Here is a 14,963-nt window from a genome sequence, read left to right as displayed (position 1 = left end):
CGCCAGATCCGGGTGATCTCCGTATGGGTCGCCCGATCGATCGAGTTCATCGCCTCGGGCCTGTCGAAGGTGATCTGTCGGCGCCGGCGGCGAAGGCCTTGTCCGATCCCGTCAGGACGATGGCGTTGATCTCGCCATCCCGCTCCATCTCGTCGACTAAGGGTAGCAGCCTGCCGGACGTCGGCTGCGGGGGACAGCGCACCACGCCCGGTCCGGCACCGACATGAACTCAACAAAGGTGCCATCCACATGTTCGCCGAAGATCCGCGCGCGCAGGCAGAGCGGCTGATCGCCGGCACGGCAGTAGCGGCAGCGGCCGCAGAAATCGTAGGGATAGAGGATGACGCGATCGCCGGGCTGCATCTGCGACCACTCATCTGCCTCCAGCACCTCGCCCACCCCGTCCACACCCATGATCAGCGGCAACTCGTGAGAGATGCCCGCCCCCGAATCGCGCATGTAGAGATCGGCGCGGTTCATCGCGGCGGCCAGCATCCGGACCAGAACGTTGCCCGCCGCCCCGGGTTGGCGCATCGACTTGCGTGAGCCGCGGTCCCGCGATTCCGCGCTGGTGCAGCATGACGGCTTCCATGTGGTTTCCAGCTACTCGAGTTCGGGCAACCGCACCACGAGGCGCGAAGCTTGGCGATCTGGGGATGTAGAGCGCCTGTGCCGGTTAGAGCTCTTGGGGATAAGGTATCGCCGAGCCGCTTCTCCTCATATACAACCGCGCGGGCGTCATTATCGCCATGACCCATGTGCTGCTGCCGTTCATGGTGCTGCCGATCTATTCGGTGCTGCTGGCCGTTCCCGGAAATCTGATGAGCGCCGCCGCCTCGCTTGGCGCCCACCCTGTCCGAGCCTTCCTGCGGGTGCTGTTGCCGTTGTCTCTGCGGGGCGTGATTTCGGGCGCGCTGCTCGTGTTCATGACCTCCATCGGATACTATATCACGCCCGCGCTGGTGGGCGGTGCGCAGGACCAGATGATCTCCTCGGTCATCGCCTTCTACGCCACCCAGTCCGCGAACTGGAGCATGGCCGCTGCGCTTGGCGTGATACTGCTGGCCCTCACATTGATCCTCTACGCGCTGTACAACCGCCTTTCACGCGATCCGCACCAGGCGAGGTGACGCGCGATGAACCACGTCAAGGCCATCTTCGCCGCCCTCGTCGTCTTCTTCCTGGTCGCGCCACTGCTGGTCATCCTGCCGCTCGCCTTTACGTCGAGCGCATTCCTGACCTACCCGATCCCCTCCGTCTCGCTGCGCTGGTTCGAAGAACTGGTGGTAAACAGCGTCTGGAACAGGTCGATCATGAACAGCCTGATAATCGCCGGCAGCACGACCATCCTGGCAACGGTGTTGGGAACACTCGCGGCGCTTGGCTTGAGATCGACCGGGATGGGGCTCAGGGGCAAGATCCAGACCCTGTTCCTACTACCCATGGTCGTGCCGGCCGCGGTGCTGGGGGTGGGGATGCAGTCCATCTTCGTGCGGGTCGGGATGCCGCGATCATGGCCGTCTGAAACAGCGACAGAGCGTAGGATATGTCGGTCTCCCGGAAGCGACGCAGCATTTTCCTAAGGATGCTCCTGCGGGCGCCGATGCGAACACGTCGAGCGAGGTCGGATCAGGAGTCTTGATGGCAAAAAGCTGCATTATCGTGTCCCGCTCCCTCCCGGATCAGCGCCCGCGGTCTTCGTGCGGTCTTGATGCGCACTGTCTGGAGCACATTGCGCTCGGAGGTGATCGAGGCACCGGTCCTCCTGGGAATGTGACGGTCTTTCTGCTCTGTTGCGAGCAGGAGTTCTGTTCGTCGCGCTCTCCTTAGAAACGTGTCCGGCGAGATTTCCGCAGGGTTTCACATCCTCCGCATCCGCCAGACCGAGATGCGCGCGCTCAGTCCGGACGGCTTCTTCCAGAAAATCCTTCTGCAACGAGCCGACCGCGAAAAACCCGGTGAGCCGCTCGTCTACGTGGTTCCCGCTAGCCGGGTCGCAGAAGACTACGCCCCTTCTGACTCCGGCATCGCGCTGATAGACATCCCGCTCAGCGCACACGATGCAAGCGGAGGCGCACCGCTCCACTTCCAGGATCCGGACGCATGGATGCCACCACCGAAGCCACGTCGATCCCGTTTCTAGCGGGAACGACGATCGCAATCCTTCTTCTCTTGATCTGCTCGGCGATCTTCTCGGGGTCCGAGACGGCGCTGACCACCGCAAACCGCGGCCAGCTTCACAAGCGTGCCGAGCGCGGCGATGCGAGCGCGCAACGGGCTCTGCGGCTGACGGACGACAAGGAGCGGCTGATCGGCGCGATCCTGCTCGGCAACAACCTCGTCAACATCCTCGCCGCCTCGCTCGCCACGGTGCTCTTCACTGTCGTCTTCGGCGAGGGCGGCGTCGCGGTCGCGACCTTGGTCATGACAGCGCTCGTGCTCATTTTCTCGGAGGTGTTGCCGAAGACCTACGCGATCACCAACGCCGAGACCATGGCCCGCCGGGTGGCAGGCATCATGACCTTCGTCGTGCGGATCGGGGCACCAGTGGTCACGGTAGTCCAGGTCGTGGTGCAGGCGATCCTGCGCATGGCCGGCGTGCAGGCGGCCGATGCCCATCCGTTCGCCGCGCACGAGGAGATCGCGGGTGCGATCGCCCTCCATCACTACGAGGGTGCGGTGGAGACGGCGGACCGCGATCGCCTGCTGGGGGCGCTCGATCTGGCGCAGCGGAACGTCAACGAGATCATGACCCATCGCCGCGACGTCGAGATGATCGACGTGGACCGTCGGCCGACCGAAATCATCGCCGCAGTCCTGGCATCCACACACACGCGGATTCCGCTGTGGCAGGGATCGCCCGAGAACATCGTCGGCGTCCTGCACACCAAGGATCTCGCGCGGGCCATGCATGCCAGCCTTCGCGAGGACGGCGCGGCGGCGTTGGAGAGGCTCGATGTGGCCTCGGTCGCGATGAAGCCCTTCTTCATTCCGGACGTGAGAAGCCTGGACGATCAGTTGCACGCGTTCATGAAGAGCAAGACGCACCTGGCGGTGGTGATCGACGAATACGGCGCGATGCGGGGCCTGGTGACGCTGGAGGATATCGTCGAGGAGATCGTCGGCGACATCACCGACGAGCATGACCGGGCAGGCAGCGGGATGGTGCTGGCGGAGGGGAATGGCAACGTCACCGTCGCCGGGAACGCGAGCATCCGGGAACTGAACCGCGCCCGCGGATGGGATCTGCCCGAGGACGATGCCGTCACCGTGGCCGGGTTAGTGATCGAGTTCGCCCGCCGCATTCCTGAGCAAGGCGAAGCATTCAAGATCGGCGGCTACGAGATCGAGGTGCTGGAGCGCGATCGCACCCGGGTGACGAAGCTGCTGGTGCGGGCGTCTGCTCGGTAGATTTCCGGTATAACCGGCCGCGGCGTGAGGCATGTTCCGCCACGGGCTGCGCCAAGCGCTCACCTTGGCCGAAGACGACTCCTGCCTAGCGGCCGAATGGGTCCACTTCTATAGCGCCTCCAACGCGGACCACACTTGCCTGACGTCGCGGATAGTTGGTCTGCGCTGGCCGACTCGGTCCTGTGGCCGCTCGATATCTTTGCCGGTCGATCTCACCGGCTGCCGGCATCGCCAAGTTCGAGATCGGCGTCGTGGCTATGTCGTGGTGCTGGACGAACTGGGGCGCAGATCGTCGCCGACGGCTTCGCCTCCACCAACGAGATCCGCTTCGATGCCGAGGAGCGCTGCCGTCATCGACGCTTCGGGGATCGCTGAGGTGGAACGTGCTGGAAAGCTCGACCAGTGCGGCTCCGCGCCCGCTAAACTTCGATCGGAGTATTCATCTTCGACACAAGGAAGCGGGCGAGCGCCTTGACGGCTGACGCAGCTTTTTCGCTCTTCGACTCTGCGGAATCAAAGGGAAGCCCCTTTCAGCATTCCGTTCAAGATCAAGGCGTACTCTGAGCGCGCCGCTCGGCTTTGATCCCCGTGTGGACGTCCATGATCTCACTGGCGGGGTCCGGCGCAGGACGAGCCGGATGTTGCAGCGAGCCCATCCGACGCACCGGCGAGCGAAGGCGATGCCGACGAACCGGAAACCGACGTGGATACGAGCGACCGACGGCAATGAGCAGATCCAAATGAGTCCCGTGGAACGCGAAACTGGTTTAACCTCGTCGCAATACTTGGCTGGACCCCGCTCGGCGATTCGACGGCTTTGGTCTCCGGCCGACCTGACAGACTGAACCGTCATGGTCTGGAGTACCATCTCGCCGCGCGCGCGGCAGGTGAAGGCTGACGGTGATGACGGCGCACCTCTGCGGGATGCTCTTGTGGATCAGACTCTCGGACGCAGCAGGAGGGGACTGACGTGACGCCGCGCGGCTGGGGCGTTGCCGGCGTGGTGATGGCGATTTCCGCAGGGTCCGCAGCATATCTTGTCTCTGCGGCGCGGAACTCCGAAGCGATCCAGTCTGCGCCGCCGCAGGGCTCCGACTGGATCTTGGCTGCGGCGGACGCCGCGGTGGACGGATTCGACCGGCTGTCGGGTCCTTGGGAACTGCAGCTGCCGGCGGATCATGCTACGCACCTCGCGGCACGCACGGAGGTGTGGCAGGTCTCGGCGCATCTCGAGGACGAACAGGACGAACCCGTCGGAGTCCAGTTCCAGCTTTTCCGCATCGGTCTCGCCGGCCCCGATGCGCCGCCACCGACATCGTCCTGGGATGCTCGGGAACTGTTCCGCGGTCATGTCGTGCTGGCGGCGGCGGCTGGCGGGGACATCGAGGCGGAGGAGCGGTTCGGTCGCGGCATGGCAGGGCTTGCCGGATACGATGAGGGCCGGAGGGAACTACGCCTCGACAACTGGTCGCTCCAGTTCCCGGCCGATCTCGATTCGGACCAGTGGACGCTGAACACGGGTCCCGGCAACATCCGGATCGAGCTGAACCTGGTGGCCCAAAAGGATCCCCTTCTGATCGCCGGCGACGCAGCACCGTTCCGGGGCTACGCCTTCACCCGGCTGCGCGCGACAGGCACCGTGGAGACCCAGGCAGGCCCGCAGTCGGTTTCCGGAGTAGCGTGGGTGGAGCAACTCTGGGGCGATCTGCCGATCCCCGGCGCCACGCCGGTGGCATCGGACCGGCTGCAATTGCAGCTTGACGACGGGTCGGAGCTGTCGGTGATCCGGTCGCGCCGAGTGGACGGTTCGGGTGTACCCACCGTGGAGGCGCTCGTGATCGATACGGCCGGCGCGACGCTCGCTTTCAGCGACGACACGGCGCATGTGGAACTGGGGCGTCGCTGGCAAGGCGAGGAAGCCGCCTGGCCGGTCGAATGGCGGCTCCGGTTGGGAGATCTGCAACTCGATGTCACCCCCGTCACGGATGCGCAGGAGCACGCCTTCATGGGCAGGATCTGGTCGGGTCTGGTACGGGCGCAGGGGCGGCGGGGTAATAAGCCGGTGGCCGGTTTGGGTACATTGCAGCTGACGGGATATGCGAACTGATGGAATGGACAGTGCCATGAAGCGCCGGGTCGTCATGGGCGGCGCAGCGGTCGCTCTGCTCGCGGCCGGGCTGGCGATTGCCTGGCTGGGCGGATTCATGCCCTCCTCATCGGGCCTCGACACGGCGGGCTACCGCTCGCCCACCGGCGAGGTTCTGGCGACCCAACAACGGCCTGGCGACCCAGCCGCGGGATATCATGCCCTGGTCAACCAACCCTATGTCAGCTGCGGGATGCCCTATGAGGCCTGGCTCCGGCTTGCGCCCGAGACCGATCCCGCCGACCTGCTTCCCGGCCGTGAAGGCCGCAATGCGGAACTGCCGTACTACCTGACGGCTCACGTCAACGCCGACGGGGTCGAGATCGTATCGAACAACTGCCTAGTGTGTCATGCGGCACGGATCGGTGACGAGGTGGTCGTGGGCCTGGGGAATGCGTTCGCCGATTTCACCGCGGACCCGCGCAGCCTGGTCACCCAGGTGGGCCAATATGTCCGCGGTCCCGCACAGACTGCCGCGTGGCAGCACTGGGCCGACCGGGTCGAGGGCATCGCCCCCTACATTCGGACCTCGACGGTGGGCATGAACCCGGCCACCAATCTGAGCTGGGCGCTGATGGCGCACCGCGACCCAGCGACGATGGCGTGGTCCCCCACCCCGCTCCTCGATCCGCCGCCGGAAACGCCGGTGCCGCTGCGCACGCCACCATGGTGGTGGATGGGCAAGAAGAACGCGATGTTCTACACGACCATCGGCCGCGGCGATCACTCCCGATACATGCTGTTCGCGTCACTTCTTTGCGCCGACACGGTGGAGGAGTTGCGCAGGATCGACAGCTACGCCCCGGACATCCGCGCCTTCCTCGAGAACCTCGAGCCGCCCGCCTTTCCGGGGGACATCGACACCGATCTGGCGGCGGAAGGCCGGACGGTTTTCGAAGAGAACTGCGCGAGGTGTCACGGCACCTATGGTGCGACCCCGGACTATCCCAACCTGGTGATCCCGCTCGACCGGATCGGGACGGACCCGACCTACGCCGAGACGATGACCAACGGCAGCCTCGATCGCTTCTATGAATGGGTGGCGCGCTCGCCCCATGACGGGACTGTTCGCGCAGCACCGGCCCGGGGCTACATTGCGCCGCCGCTGGACGGGATCTGGTCGGCGGCACCCTACCTGCATAACGGCTCGGTCCCGAGCCTCGCGGCGTTGCTCGACAGCCGGCTGCGCCCCCGCTACTGGCGCCACGCCGCGGGCGCGGCCTATGACGCAGAGCAGATGGGCTGGCGTCACGAGGTGCTGGAGGCAGGCAAGAATGCCGCAGCCGGGCCGGCGGAGCGGGTCCAGATCTACGACACCACCCTGCCCGGCTACGGCAACGGCGGTCACAGATACGGCGACGACCTGAGCGCGCAGCAGCGCCGCCAAGTGCTCGAATATCTCAAGTCGCTCTGACGCTTTGTAGCGCGCCCGGATACTCCATGCGCGGGGTCGTTGTTCGAAGAAAACGCTCCGCTGTCCTGGCGAAGCGTTTCCTCGCTGACCGGGGTGAGACGCCATTCGAGCGCGTCTGCGATCCAGGGGCTCGTCACCTATCGGTCAGGGGCTCTGCACGACAGCCGGTCAGTGCACGCCCGCCTCCGGGCCCACCGGGTCGGCAAATGGCGCGTCGGGTTCGCAGACGTAGAACAACGCCATCCGCGCGGGGACATCGCCCTGGTTGCGCCCGGTCATGTTCACGCCGGCCGGCTCGACATAGACCTGTCCCGCCGCGATCACGACCGGGTCCCTGTCCGCCAGCTCGAGCGTGAACGCGCCCTCGAGCATGTAGACCGTGACGGGGAACCGATGTGAATGATGGGGCGTTACATCGCCCGGCAGCAAGGTCGCATGGAGCACCCGCACCTCCTGTTCGGCGCTCGTTGGGAGCCCCGCGACACGTTCCCGGTGCAGCGGGGTCAGCTTGGCCATGCCGCTGTCCTGTGCGCTGCGCGTCACGCCGACGGTCAACCCGGCCGTCATCGTCTGGACGTCAGTTTTCTCGTGCATGTCTGCCTCCCTCTCCTGTGGTCAGACTACCCGCGCGCCCTTCCCCGCGGCAGCAGCAACTCTGTCCAACCGCGTCGCAGAAATGCATAATGGCGCCATGTTCCACTGGGATGACCTGCGCCACCTCATCGCCGTGTCGCGGCAGGGAAGCACGCTCGCCGCAGCAAAGACCCTTGGGGTGAACCAGTCGACGGTCCATCGCCGCCTGCTGGAGCTGGAGACCGCGATCGGCCTGACGCTGATGAAGCGCCACCCCAGCGGCTACCGTCTCACTGAGCTTGGAGAGGCGCTCATCGATCATGTTCTTGCGGTGGAAACGGCGGTCAGGAATCTCGAACAGAAGATCCGGTCAATGAAATGCGATCTGCAGGGCGTCGTTCGTCTCACCTGCCCCGAGCCGACGGTCCCCCGCATCGTTGCGACCGGACTTCTCGACCGTTTCCACGAGCGCTATCCTGGCCTGCAGGTGGAGTTCGTCACCAGTGACCGCTACCTCGACCTGAGCAGCGGCGAAGCGGATGTCGCGTTCCGCTCCGGCGAACCGGTCGACGACAATCTGGTGGGCCGAAAGATCTGCGACTCGGTCTGGGCGATCTACGCCAGCAAGAGCTACGTCCAGCAGCATGGCCGTCCGGCCGACATTGCCGATCTCGCGGACCATGCGTTGATCGGTTTCGACGGCATCATGACGAACCACCGCGTCGCGAAGTGGCTGCCGGTGGCCGTGCCGAATGCCCGCATCGTCAGCCGCAACAACAGCATGCTTGGGACGCTGTCGGCGGTGAAGGCCGGGGTCGGCATCGCGCCGCTGCCGACGACACTCGGGGACGCCGACGAGGACCTGATCCAGGTTCTGCCGCCGGTGGAGGCGCTGACGCGGAGCTGGTACGTCCTGACAGCACCCGATCTGCGAAAGACACCGCGGGTCGCCGCCTTCGTGGATCAGGTCCTCGAAGATGTCCCGGCGCTGCGGAAGGCGCTGATCGGGTAGCAGGCATGTCGCGGATCGAAAGGAACTTTGGGATCGACTACGTCCGACTGCCCTTCCCCAATGAGTCAGATCGTCCGAGACCGAGGGTCGCCTTGGGCGAGATCGGGAAGCATATCGGCCTCGTTCGGGTCGTGCCTTGCCGTGGTTCAGGACTGGGTTCGGCGCCAGCGCGCGACGATGTATCGACCGTCGCGGACCATGGTTCGACCCAGTTCCGGCGCGAGATGGCGATGAAGGAGCGCGACCGGGCGGCGTCCTTGCGTCAGCGGAGCGAACGATATGGTGGACGGAAATCAGCATGGTGGACGGAAATCAGCTCCCCCCGGGTGCGAGGCGGACGACCAGCGCATGGCCAGCGCCGCGATCTCGTGAGGTGGGAGGTAGTAGGCGAGTGCCGCGAAACCAGGATACGCTGCCAGCGGCCGTGCGGAAGGTCCCGGGGAACCCGAGCGAGGCGGAGCTGCACGCGCGGGTTCCGGCCGACAAGGCTGTCGGCCGACGCGAGTGCGGCCTCTGCCCCGTCGGCGGCATCGACCCGGAGCGCCCGGGCCGCCAGCGCGCGCGTGCCCGCCCCGTCGCCGCAGGCCACGTCGAGGGCGCTTCCCACGAGAGGCCGGCCGACACGTGCACGGCGGCGCTTCAGCGCCTCCACATCGGAACTGCGGCAGCGCCGCGGGTCGTCTGCCGCCGCGAACTGCCGTTCGAAGCCGGCGAGATCTTTGCGCGGGTCATGCCTGCACCTCGCAGTAGACCTCGTCGCCATCCGTCAGCCCGCGTTTCGCCCCATCTAGCAGAACGAAGCCGCTAGGGTCCCGCGAGGTCGGCGCCCTGCTCGGCGAGCGCAGCGATCAGCCCGCCGCAGCCGAGCGCTTCGTCATCGAGTACAGCGCGATCACCAGCGCCGACCCCACGTCGAGCAGATCCGCAGTCACGGCTGGGTCGCGGCGAACGCTCGGCGGCAAAGGCGCGGCCCGCCGCTTCGCGCGCGGCGTCCGGATTCGGCTGGCGGACATAGGTCAACACATCGCGGAGCCGGCGCTCGAGCGGGTACGGGGCGAACAGAGCGCCGTGGCGCGCATTCCCAGCGGTCGCCACGCGCTTCGATCCACCTCGAGCCTGTCGTCTATGGGAATGATGAGCAGGAGCCGCTGGTCCCCGTCTGCCGCCGCGAGGGCGAGGGCGGCATCGAGCCCGTCCGCGCGCCGAAGCAGAAAACATTTGCGCCGGTCAGACGGTAGCGCGCACCGTGGCACTCGGCGCGCAGCGGTTCTCCGGCTGACGCGGTGGTGGAGATTGCCGTCACGCGTGACGGGTCGTCCTGGCACTGCACCGTGGCAGATCGAGGGCCCGGGATCGCGCCGGATGATCGCGCGCATGCGTTGAACCGGTTCTATCGCGGCAAGCAGGCGCACCCCGGCGGCAGCGGCCTGGGCCTCGCCATTGTCGCGACCGCGATGGAGCGCCTGGGCGGTGAGCTCCGGCTGGAAGAGCGGCAAGGCGGTGGTGAACTCGCGACGCTTGTGCTTCCTGCGTCGGATTGAAGTCGTGCTCCTCGGGTGTGACCAAGGCGGCCGACGGCGCGAGTTTGTCGTCCAGCCAGCTTGCCTGGCAGAACCCCGCACGGTCGATTCGGATCGACGCCGTCACATCGTCCGTCGACTCACTGGTGGTCCGCACAGGCTTGCGCAGGTCTCATAGGTCATTGCGAGGGCAGGACATCGCTCCCGCCAGCAGTGTAGTCAGGAAGTGTGCGAGTAGACGATCTCGCACTGGCCCTCGGACGACGAATCGCTCTCGGATCCATGCCATCGACGAGCGCGGACGGCGCCCGGTCTTAATTCGGGATCGCCCCGCCTTACCTGTTCAGCGGCCTGCCGATCCTACGATCCGCCGGCCTTCTGTCCCTTTGCATGCGGCAGACCGAAGGTCGTGATGACGTGCTGCTCGAACTCCTTGTCATCCATGCTCCGACGCAAGGGCACGAACGTCTCAGCTTCGGTGCCGACCATCACGGCGATGTCGCTGTCCTCGTTCTCGATGATGGCTTTGACGGCATCGGCGATCGGCTGCGGCGCGGGCCCCTCGTTGATCGCCGCGGCGACGATCGGAACGAAGTGGGACACCAGCTCCCGATAGGGGGAGTCCTCGGCAGTGGTTTGGGCATTGGCGACGAGGCCCTTCTTCACGAAATTCGTGCCGAAGAGGCCGGCGAGGATCGAATGGACCCTGATTCCAAATGGCGCGACCTCGAGGCGGAGCGAATCCGTGATCCCCTCCACCGCGTATTTGCTGGCGTTGTAGTGGGTGAGGAGAGGCAGGCCCATGCGGCCGAGGAACGAGGAAATGTTGATGATAACCCCACTGCCGGCCTGCCGCATGTGGGGCAGAACCTCACGCGTCACCCGGAGCAGGCCGAAGACGTTCACGTCGAACTGACGGATCATCTCCTCGTCGGTGCCGTCCTCGACCGTGGCGAGCAGGCCGAAGCCCGCGTTGTTCACCAGAACGTCGATCCGCCCCGCCGCTGCCATCACCTCGGCCACGGCCGCCCGGACGGATTCGGCGTTCTGGACGTCCAGCCGGACAGTGGTCAGCTCGACACCGCGGGCATCCGCCGCGGCCGTGAGATCCGCCTCGCTGCCGCGGACGCCTGCGAACACGCGATAGCCGCTGCCAGCCAGGTGCAGCGCGGTGGCAAGGCCCATGCCTGAACCCGCGCCCGTGATCAATACGTTCTTGGTCATCATGGTTTCCCTCTCCATGCCATGGTGCGCTGCGGCCTTTGTGAGCGCTGGTAGCCTGACGGCCCGCTGCATCCGCTTAACGCCAATCGGAGAGGGATCGTTCAGTTCAACGATGCAGTGGGTGGCCAAAGCCCGGTAGCGGCTGAGCACCGGCGATGGCGGCGCCGACCTTTGATTGCGCGGGCCGACCGGAGGGGCGAGGTCACGTGGCGCCGGCTCGGTACGGTTAACCGAACGGGCGAAAACAAGGTCTCCGACCTTGTCCCACACCTCGCCGAGGGCTAGGTTTCGGGAAAGAACCAGGACCCGGTGAAAATCCGGGTGGCTCTTCCGGCCGCCGATCCGCCGGACAACCTGCAAGGATCTGCTAACGCGCCGTCGACTCTGCTCAGCAAGCAAATGTCCGGTCTACGTTTTTCCTCGATGCCGCTCGAACGCCCCGTCCCCCTGGCCCTTTGCCGGGTGACGACTCAGCGCCTGAGGAAGTTAGTGGCGACTTTGATCTCTTTGGAAGTAGCGGTGACAATCGGCAGTATCTCATCCAATGAAGTGTGGCCCAGGTTGCGTGAAAGTCGGTCCGAGGGTTGGGCTGAGCACCGTTCTGTGGCAAGCACGCCCCGTCCTCCCCGCGAGCAGTGGATGGACGTGTTGCGTGGTTTGGCCATTGTTCTTGTTCTGGCTCTTCACGCAACTCTTGTCGTCGAACGGCACGGGGTGGAGCCTTGGGCGCGGCTGGTAGCACTCAACCAAGTCCTCGCACCTTATCGGATGCCGATGCTGATGCTGCTTTCCGGCCTTCTGCTCGAACGAGCCATGCGGAAGGGCTGGAGACGCTACTATGAGGGCAAACTCGACAAGTTGGTTTACCCGCTCGTCGTGTGGACGACGATCTCCCTCGCCGTGATCGGCCCTGACCTGGGGTTGGCTGATCCCCGGTCGTACTTGGGCCCTTACCATCTGTGGTTCATCCTGTTTTTGGGAATCTTCTATGCCGTGGCCCCCCTTCTGGAGCGGGTCAACACCGCGGTTGTGGTGCTAGCCTGCCTGGTGGCCTCCGGACTGTCGCCAGACGGCAGCAAATATGGCGAGCGGTTGTTCGTGCTTATGGCCTTTTTCTTTCTTGGTCACGCGCTTGCCAAGCGCCAAGAATTTCTCGGGCACCTCACGACCCTACGAGCGGTGCTGCTAGCGCTGCCCGTGGCCTTGGCCCTGTCGGCCTACGCAGTGATCGAGGGAGGTGCGGTGGTGTACGGTCCCTTATTGTTCCTCCCGGTTGTCTGCGGGATCGTCGTGCTGATCTTTATCGTTCGCGTAGCCATCAAGCACGGTCTCGGACAGACTCTGGCGTTCATGGGGCGCAATTCTCTGGTGTTCTACGTATCGCATTACCCACTGATGTTTTGGGTGATGGGCGCAGCACTGGGTATGGGAGTTTCACTGCCCATAATCTTCGCACTGTCGATGATGACGACACTGGGTGCCGGCACGTTACTTGTGATCCTGGCTGCGAAGTGGGGGGTGGTACGCGCGTTGTTCGAGCGGCCCAGATCATCGCAGATCTCTTTTATCGCCAAGAGGATTTAACCCTGTCGAGACCTCGGAACGATCTCGTCGGGTTGCCTTGCTTGTCCAATTTGATCCAGATTGAGTGCAAACCCTGCACTTCTCCACCACCCCTTTCAGTACCTTGGACAAGGTGGCCCCGAGGGCTCGGCCCTTGAGCCGCCAAGTATCTGTGCAACGGAGCTGCTGCGGTGACCCAACCGTTCAGACGCTCACGGGATGATCCGGGTCAAGCAGCGGCCACGCGGCGTCCTTGGCGGAGACCACCGTCGCCCGCATCGGCCACGCAATCCCGAAAAAGGGATCGTCGTGGCGCAGGCCGCCCTCGGCTGCCGGGGCATAGGCGCTCGAGACGAGATAGGACACCTCGACATCATCCATCAGCGTTTGAAACCCGTGGGCGAAGCCCGGCGGGACATAGAGCTGGTGGCGGTTCTCGGCCGAAAGCTCGAACCCCTGGTGGCGCAGGTAGGTGGGCGAGTCGACGCGCAGGTCGATGATCACGTCGTGGATGGCCCCGCGCAGGCAGCGCACGAGCTTGGCCTCGGTGTGGGGGGCGCGCTGGAAATGCATTCCGCGCACTGTCCCCGCCTTGGCGGACACCGACATGTTCTGCTGGACGTAAACGGAGGCCATGCCGGCCGCGGCGAACTCGTCGCGCGAGAAGGTCCGTGCAAAGGCGCCGCGCTCATCGCCCAGCAGCCTGAGTTCGATCAGGCGGGCATCGCGCAGGTCGGTGTCGTGAAAGATCATGAGACTCCTCAGGCGGCAGACGACAGGCCAGGGAAACGCTGGCGCTGCTCGGCGTACAGGCGGTCGACCAGACGTCCGGGCGGCACGGCCACGTCGTCGAAGGTGAGCGCGCAGTCCTTGCGAACCGGCCGGCGCAGCGTGGCGCCAAGTGCCAGGCCGAGCGGCAGGAGATTGTCGCGGTCGATCAGTTTCTGGTTCTCGGCCACCCCGTAAGCTTCGAAGCCGCCAAACTCCGCGATCAGCGCGCCGGGGGCGAGGTCGGTCTTGGCCACCGCGATCACGCCCACCTCCGGGCCCGCCATGGGTGCCAGCACCGCGTCGCCGAACAGCGCGACGCGCGCGATGGAGGTCGGCACCTCGAAATGGCACAGGTGGTAGGGCGTGGAGAAGCAGTAATAGGGCCCCGGGCCGAGCTTGTAGAGGTTGAGGAAGTGCCGCTGCCGCGGGTCGTCATGGGTGCCCAGCACGAAAACGCCGGGGCCCGGCCGTGCGCCGACCACATAATCCACGACCCCTGGCAGGCCGCTGCTCGCGAGCCCGTCCAGCGTCTCGGCGAAGGCCGAGACCGTTTCCTCCAGCGGCACCAGCGGGGCCGTCGGGTCGCCGCCCGAGAAATCCGGTCCCAGCATCCCGCGCCGCGCGACGCCGAAGCCGGTGCCGTTGGCGACGACCGCCTGCTCGTACGAGATCTTGGTGCCGTCCGCGAACGAGGCCACCATGGCGGGCTTCTGGCCCCATTTCTCGGCAAAGCCCCGCTGCGTCTCGGGATTGCGATAGGGGTCGTGAAGGCCCTTGATGTTGCCGCACAGGACCGGCGTCACGCCCAGGCCCCGGACGAAGCGATAGAGATTCATCTGCACGCCCGGCTGGTCGCCGTCCGAGAAGCTGTAGATGACCCCCGCAGCGTCGGCTCTGGCCTTGAGGATCGGCCCCACAGTGCCGTCGAGTTCGGCGTTCATCTGGACGACGTGCTTGCCAGCCTCGATCGCGGCCAGTACCACGCCCGCCGCGTAGTCGATCGACCCCGTGACCTCCACGACCACGTCCACGCCGTCCGCCTGGACGAGGGCGATGGCGTCTTCAGTGGCGACCGGACGTCCGGCTGCAATGGCCGAGGCAATGGCAGCAGGACCTTCGCAGATGGCCGGCTCGATACCGATGTCCGCCAACGCCCGGCGGGCGGGGTCGAGATGGCGGTTGGCGACGCCTGCCACGCGCATTCCCGGGGTGGCGGTGACGATCTGGCGGACGATGGCGGCGCCCTGGAAGCCCGCGCCCACGATGGCGACGCGGATCGGGTTGTTGTCCGACGCCCGTCTGGCGAGGGCCGTGTCGACGAGGATCATC

At 65.6% G+C, this 14,963-nt stretch carries 13 protein-coding genes, 1 pseudogene and 1 other annotated feature; of the genes and pseudogenes, 8 read left to right on the top strand and 6 right to left on the bottom strand.

Features of this window, described 5'->3' with window-relative positions:
• Window positions 1-156 precede the first annotated feature (156 nt).
• Window positions 157-534 (bottom strand): alcohol dehydrogenase catalytic domain-containing protein, encoded by a 378-nt coding sequence (locus tag Q0938_RS17395; protein ID WP_299365063.1) that lies wholly within the window; start codon window positions 532-534, stop codon window positions 157-159.
• 164 nt (window positions 535-698) lie between these two features.
• On the opposite strand from Q0938_RS17395, the gene Q0938_RS17390 reads away from it, so the two are divergent.
• The 5 genes from Q0938_RS17390 to Q0938_RS17370 all read left to right on the top strand — a co-directional run bounded on the left by Q0938_RS17390 (window position 699) and on the right by Q0938_RS17370 (window position 6,971).
• Complete coding sequence (locus Q0938_RS17390; RefSeq protein ID WP_366942779.1) at window positions 699-1,130, top strand: ABC transporter permease; 432 nt, start codon at window positions 699-701, stop codon at window positions 1,128-1,130.
• A gap of 6 nt (window positions 1,131-1,136) precedes the next feature.
• A complete protein-coding gene (locus tag Q0938_RS17385; protein WP_299365062.1) occupies window positions 1,137-1,583 on the top strand; it encodes a hypothetical protein in 447 nt (148 codons plus the stop codon).
• Window positions 1,584-2,103: 520 nt separating this feature from the next.
• Entirely contained in the window at window positions 2,104-3,411 is a 1,308-nt protein-coding gene (locus Q0938_RS17380; protein WP_299365061.1) for an HlyC/CorC family transporter, read from the top strand.
• A 970-nt stretch (window positions 3,412-4,381) separates the two neighbouring features.
• A complete protein-coding gene (locus tag Q0938_RS17375) occupies window positions 4,382-5,518 on the top strand; it encodes a lipocalin-like domain-containing protein (protein WP_299365060.1) in 1,137 nt (378 codons plus the stop codon).
• A 16-nt stretch (window positions 5,519-5,534) separates the two neighbouring features.
• Window positions 5,535-6,971 (top strand): c-type cytochrome, encoded by a 1,437-nt coding sequence (locus tag Q0938_RS17370; RefSeq protein ID WP_299365059.1) that lies wholly within the window; start codon window positions 5,535-5,537, stop codon window positions 6,969-6,971.
• Between the two features lie 168 nt (window positions 6,972-7,139).
• Here Q0938_RS17370 and Q0938_RS17365 read toward each other — a convergent pair whose 3' ends face one another.
• Entirely contained in the window at window positions 7,140-7,487 is a 348-nt protein-coding gene (locus Q0938_RS17365) for a cupin domain-containing protein (protein ID WP_299365058.1), read from the bottom strand.
• On the opposite strand from Q0938_RS17365, the gene Q0938_RS17360 reads away from it, so the two are divergent.
• Window positions 7,486-8,556, top strand: coding sequence for a LysR family transcriptional regulator (locus Q0938_RS17360; protein ID WP_299365067.1), 1,071 nt, complete (start codon window positions 7,486-7,488; stop codon window positions 8,554-8,556). The genes Q0938_RS17365 and Q0938_RS17360 overlap by 2 nt on opposite strands.
• 804 nt (window positions 8,557-9,360) lie before the next feature.
• Here Q0938_RS17360 and Q0938_RS17355 read toward each other — a convergent pair.
• Window positions 9,361-9,651: a hypothetical protein gene (locus Q0938_RS17355; protein WP_299365057.1), complete on the bottom strand. Its 291-nt coding sequence runs from the start codon at window positions 9,649-9,651 to the stop codon at window positions 9,361-9,363.
• A gap of 173 nt (window positions 9,652-9,824) precedes the next feature.
• Between Q0938_RS17355 and Q0938_RS17350 the strand changes: the two are divergent.
• Window positions 9,825-10,097 (top strand): annotated as a pseudogene (locus Q0938_RS17350) (sensor histidine kinase); the annotation flags it as partial.
• 339 nt (window positions 10,098-10,436) lie between these two features.
• Here the strand turns inward: Q0938_RS17350 and Q0938_RS17345 are convergent.
• Window positions 10,437-11,570, bottom strand: a complete 1,134-nt coding sequence (locus Q0938_RS17345; RefSeq protein WP_299365055.1) for an SDR family oxidoreductase — start codon at window positions 11,568-11,570, stop codon at window positions 10,437-10,439.
• Window positions 11,571-11,599: 29 nt separating this feature from the next.
• Window positions 11,600-11,655 (top strand) — a sequence feature (sul1 is cis-regulatory element that is thought to sense ions involved in sulfur or methionine metabolism; They are found in Alphaproteobacteria).
• Between Q0938_RS17345 and Q0938_RS17340 the strand changes: the two genes are divergently transcribed.
• Window positions 11,610-12,884: an acyltransferase gene (locus Q0938_RS17340; RefSeq protein ID WP_299365054.1), complete on the top strand. Its 1,275-nt coding sequence runs from the start codon at window positions 11,610-11,612 to the stop codon at window positions 12,882-12,884. Its footprint overlaps the feature before it by 46 nt.
• 183 nt (window positions 12,885-13,067) lie before the next feature.
• Here Q0938_RS17340 and rfbC read toward each other — a convergent pair whose 3' ends face one another.
• Both rfbC and Q0938_RS17330 read right to left on the bottom strand, forming a co-directional pair.
• A complete protein-coding gene (rfbC, locus tag Q0938_RS17335) occupies window positions 13,068-13,616 on the bottom strand; it encodes a dTDP-4-dehydrorhamnose 3,5-epimerase (protein WP_299365053.1) in 549 nt (182 codons plus the stop codon).
• Window positions 13,617-13,624: 8 nt separating this feature from the next.
• Window positions 13,625-14,962 carry an SAF domain-containing protein gene (locus tag Q0938_RS17330; protein WP_299365051.1) on the bottom strand — a complete coding sequence of 446 codons (1,338 nt, stop codon included), beginning with the start codon at window positions 14,960-14,962 and terminating at the stop codon, window positions 13,625-13,627.
• Window position 14,963 lies beyond the last annotated feature (1 nt).

This window comes from uncultured Paracoccus sp. (assembly GCF_947496875.1).
In the GTDB taxonomy this organism is placed as follows: Bacteria; Pseudomonadota; Alphaproteobacteria; order Rhodobacterales; family Rhodobacteraceae; genus Paracoccus.
This window is presented reverse-complemented; position numbering and strand designations above follow the sequence as displayed.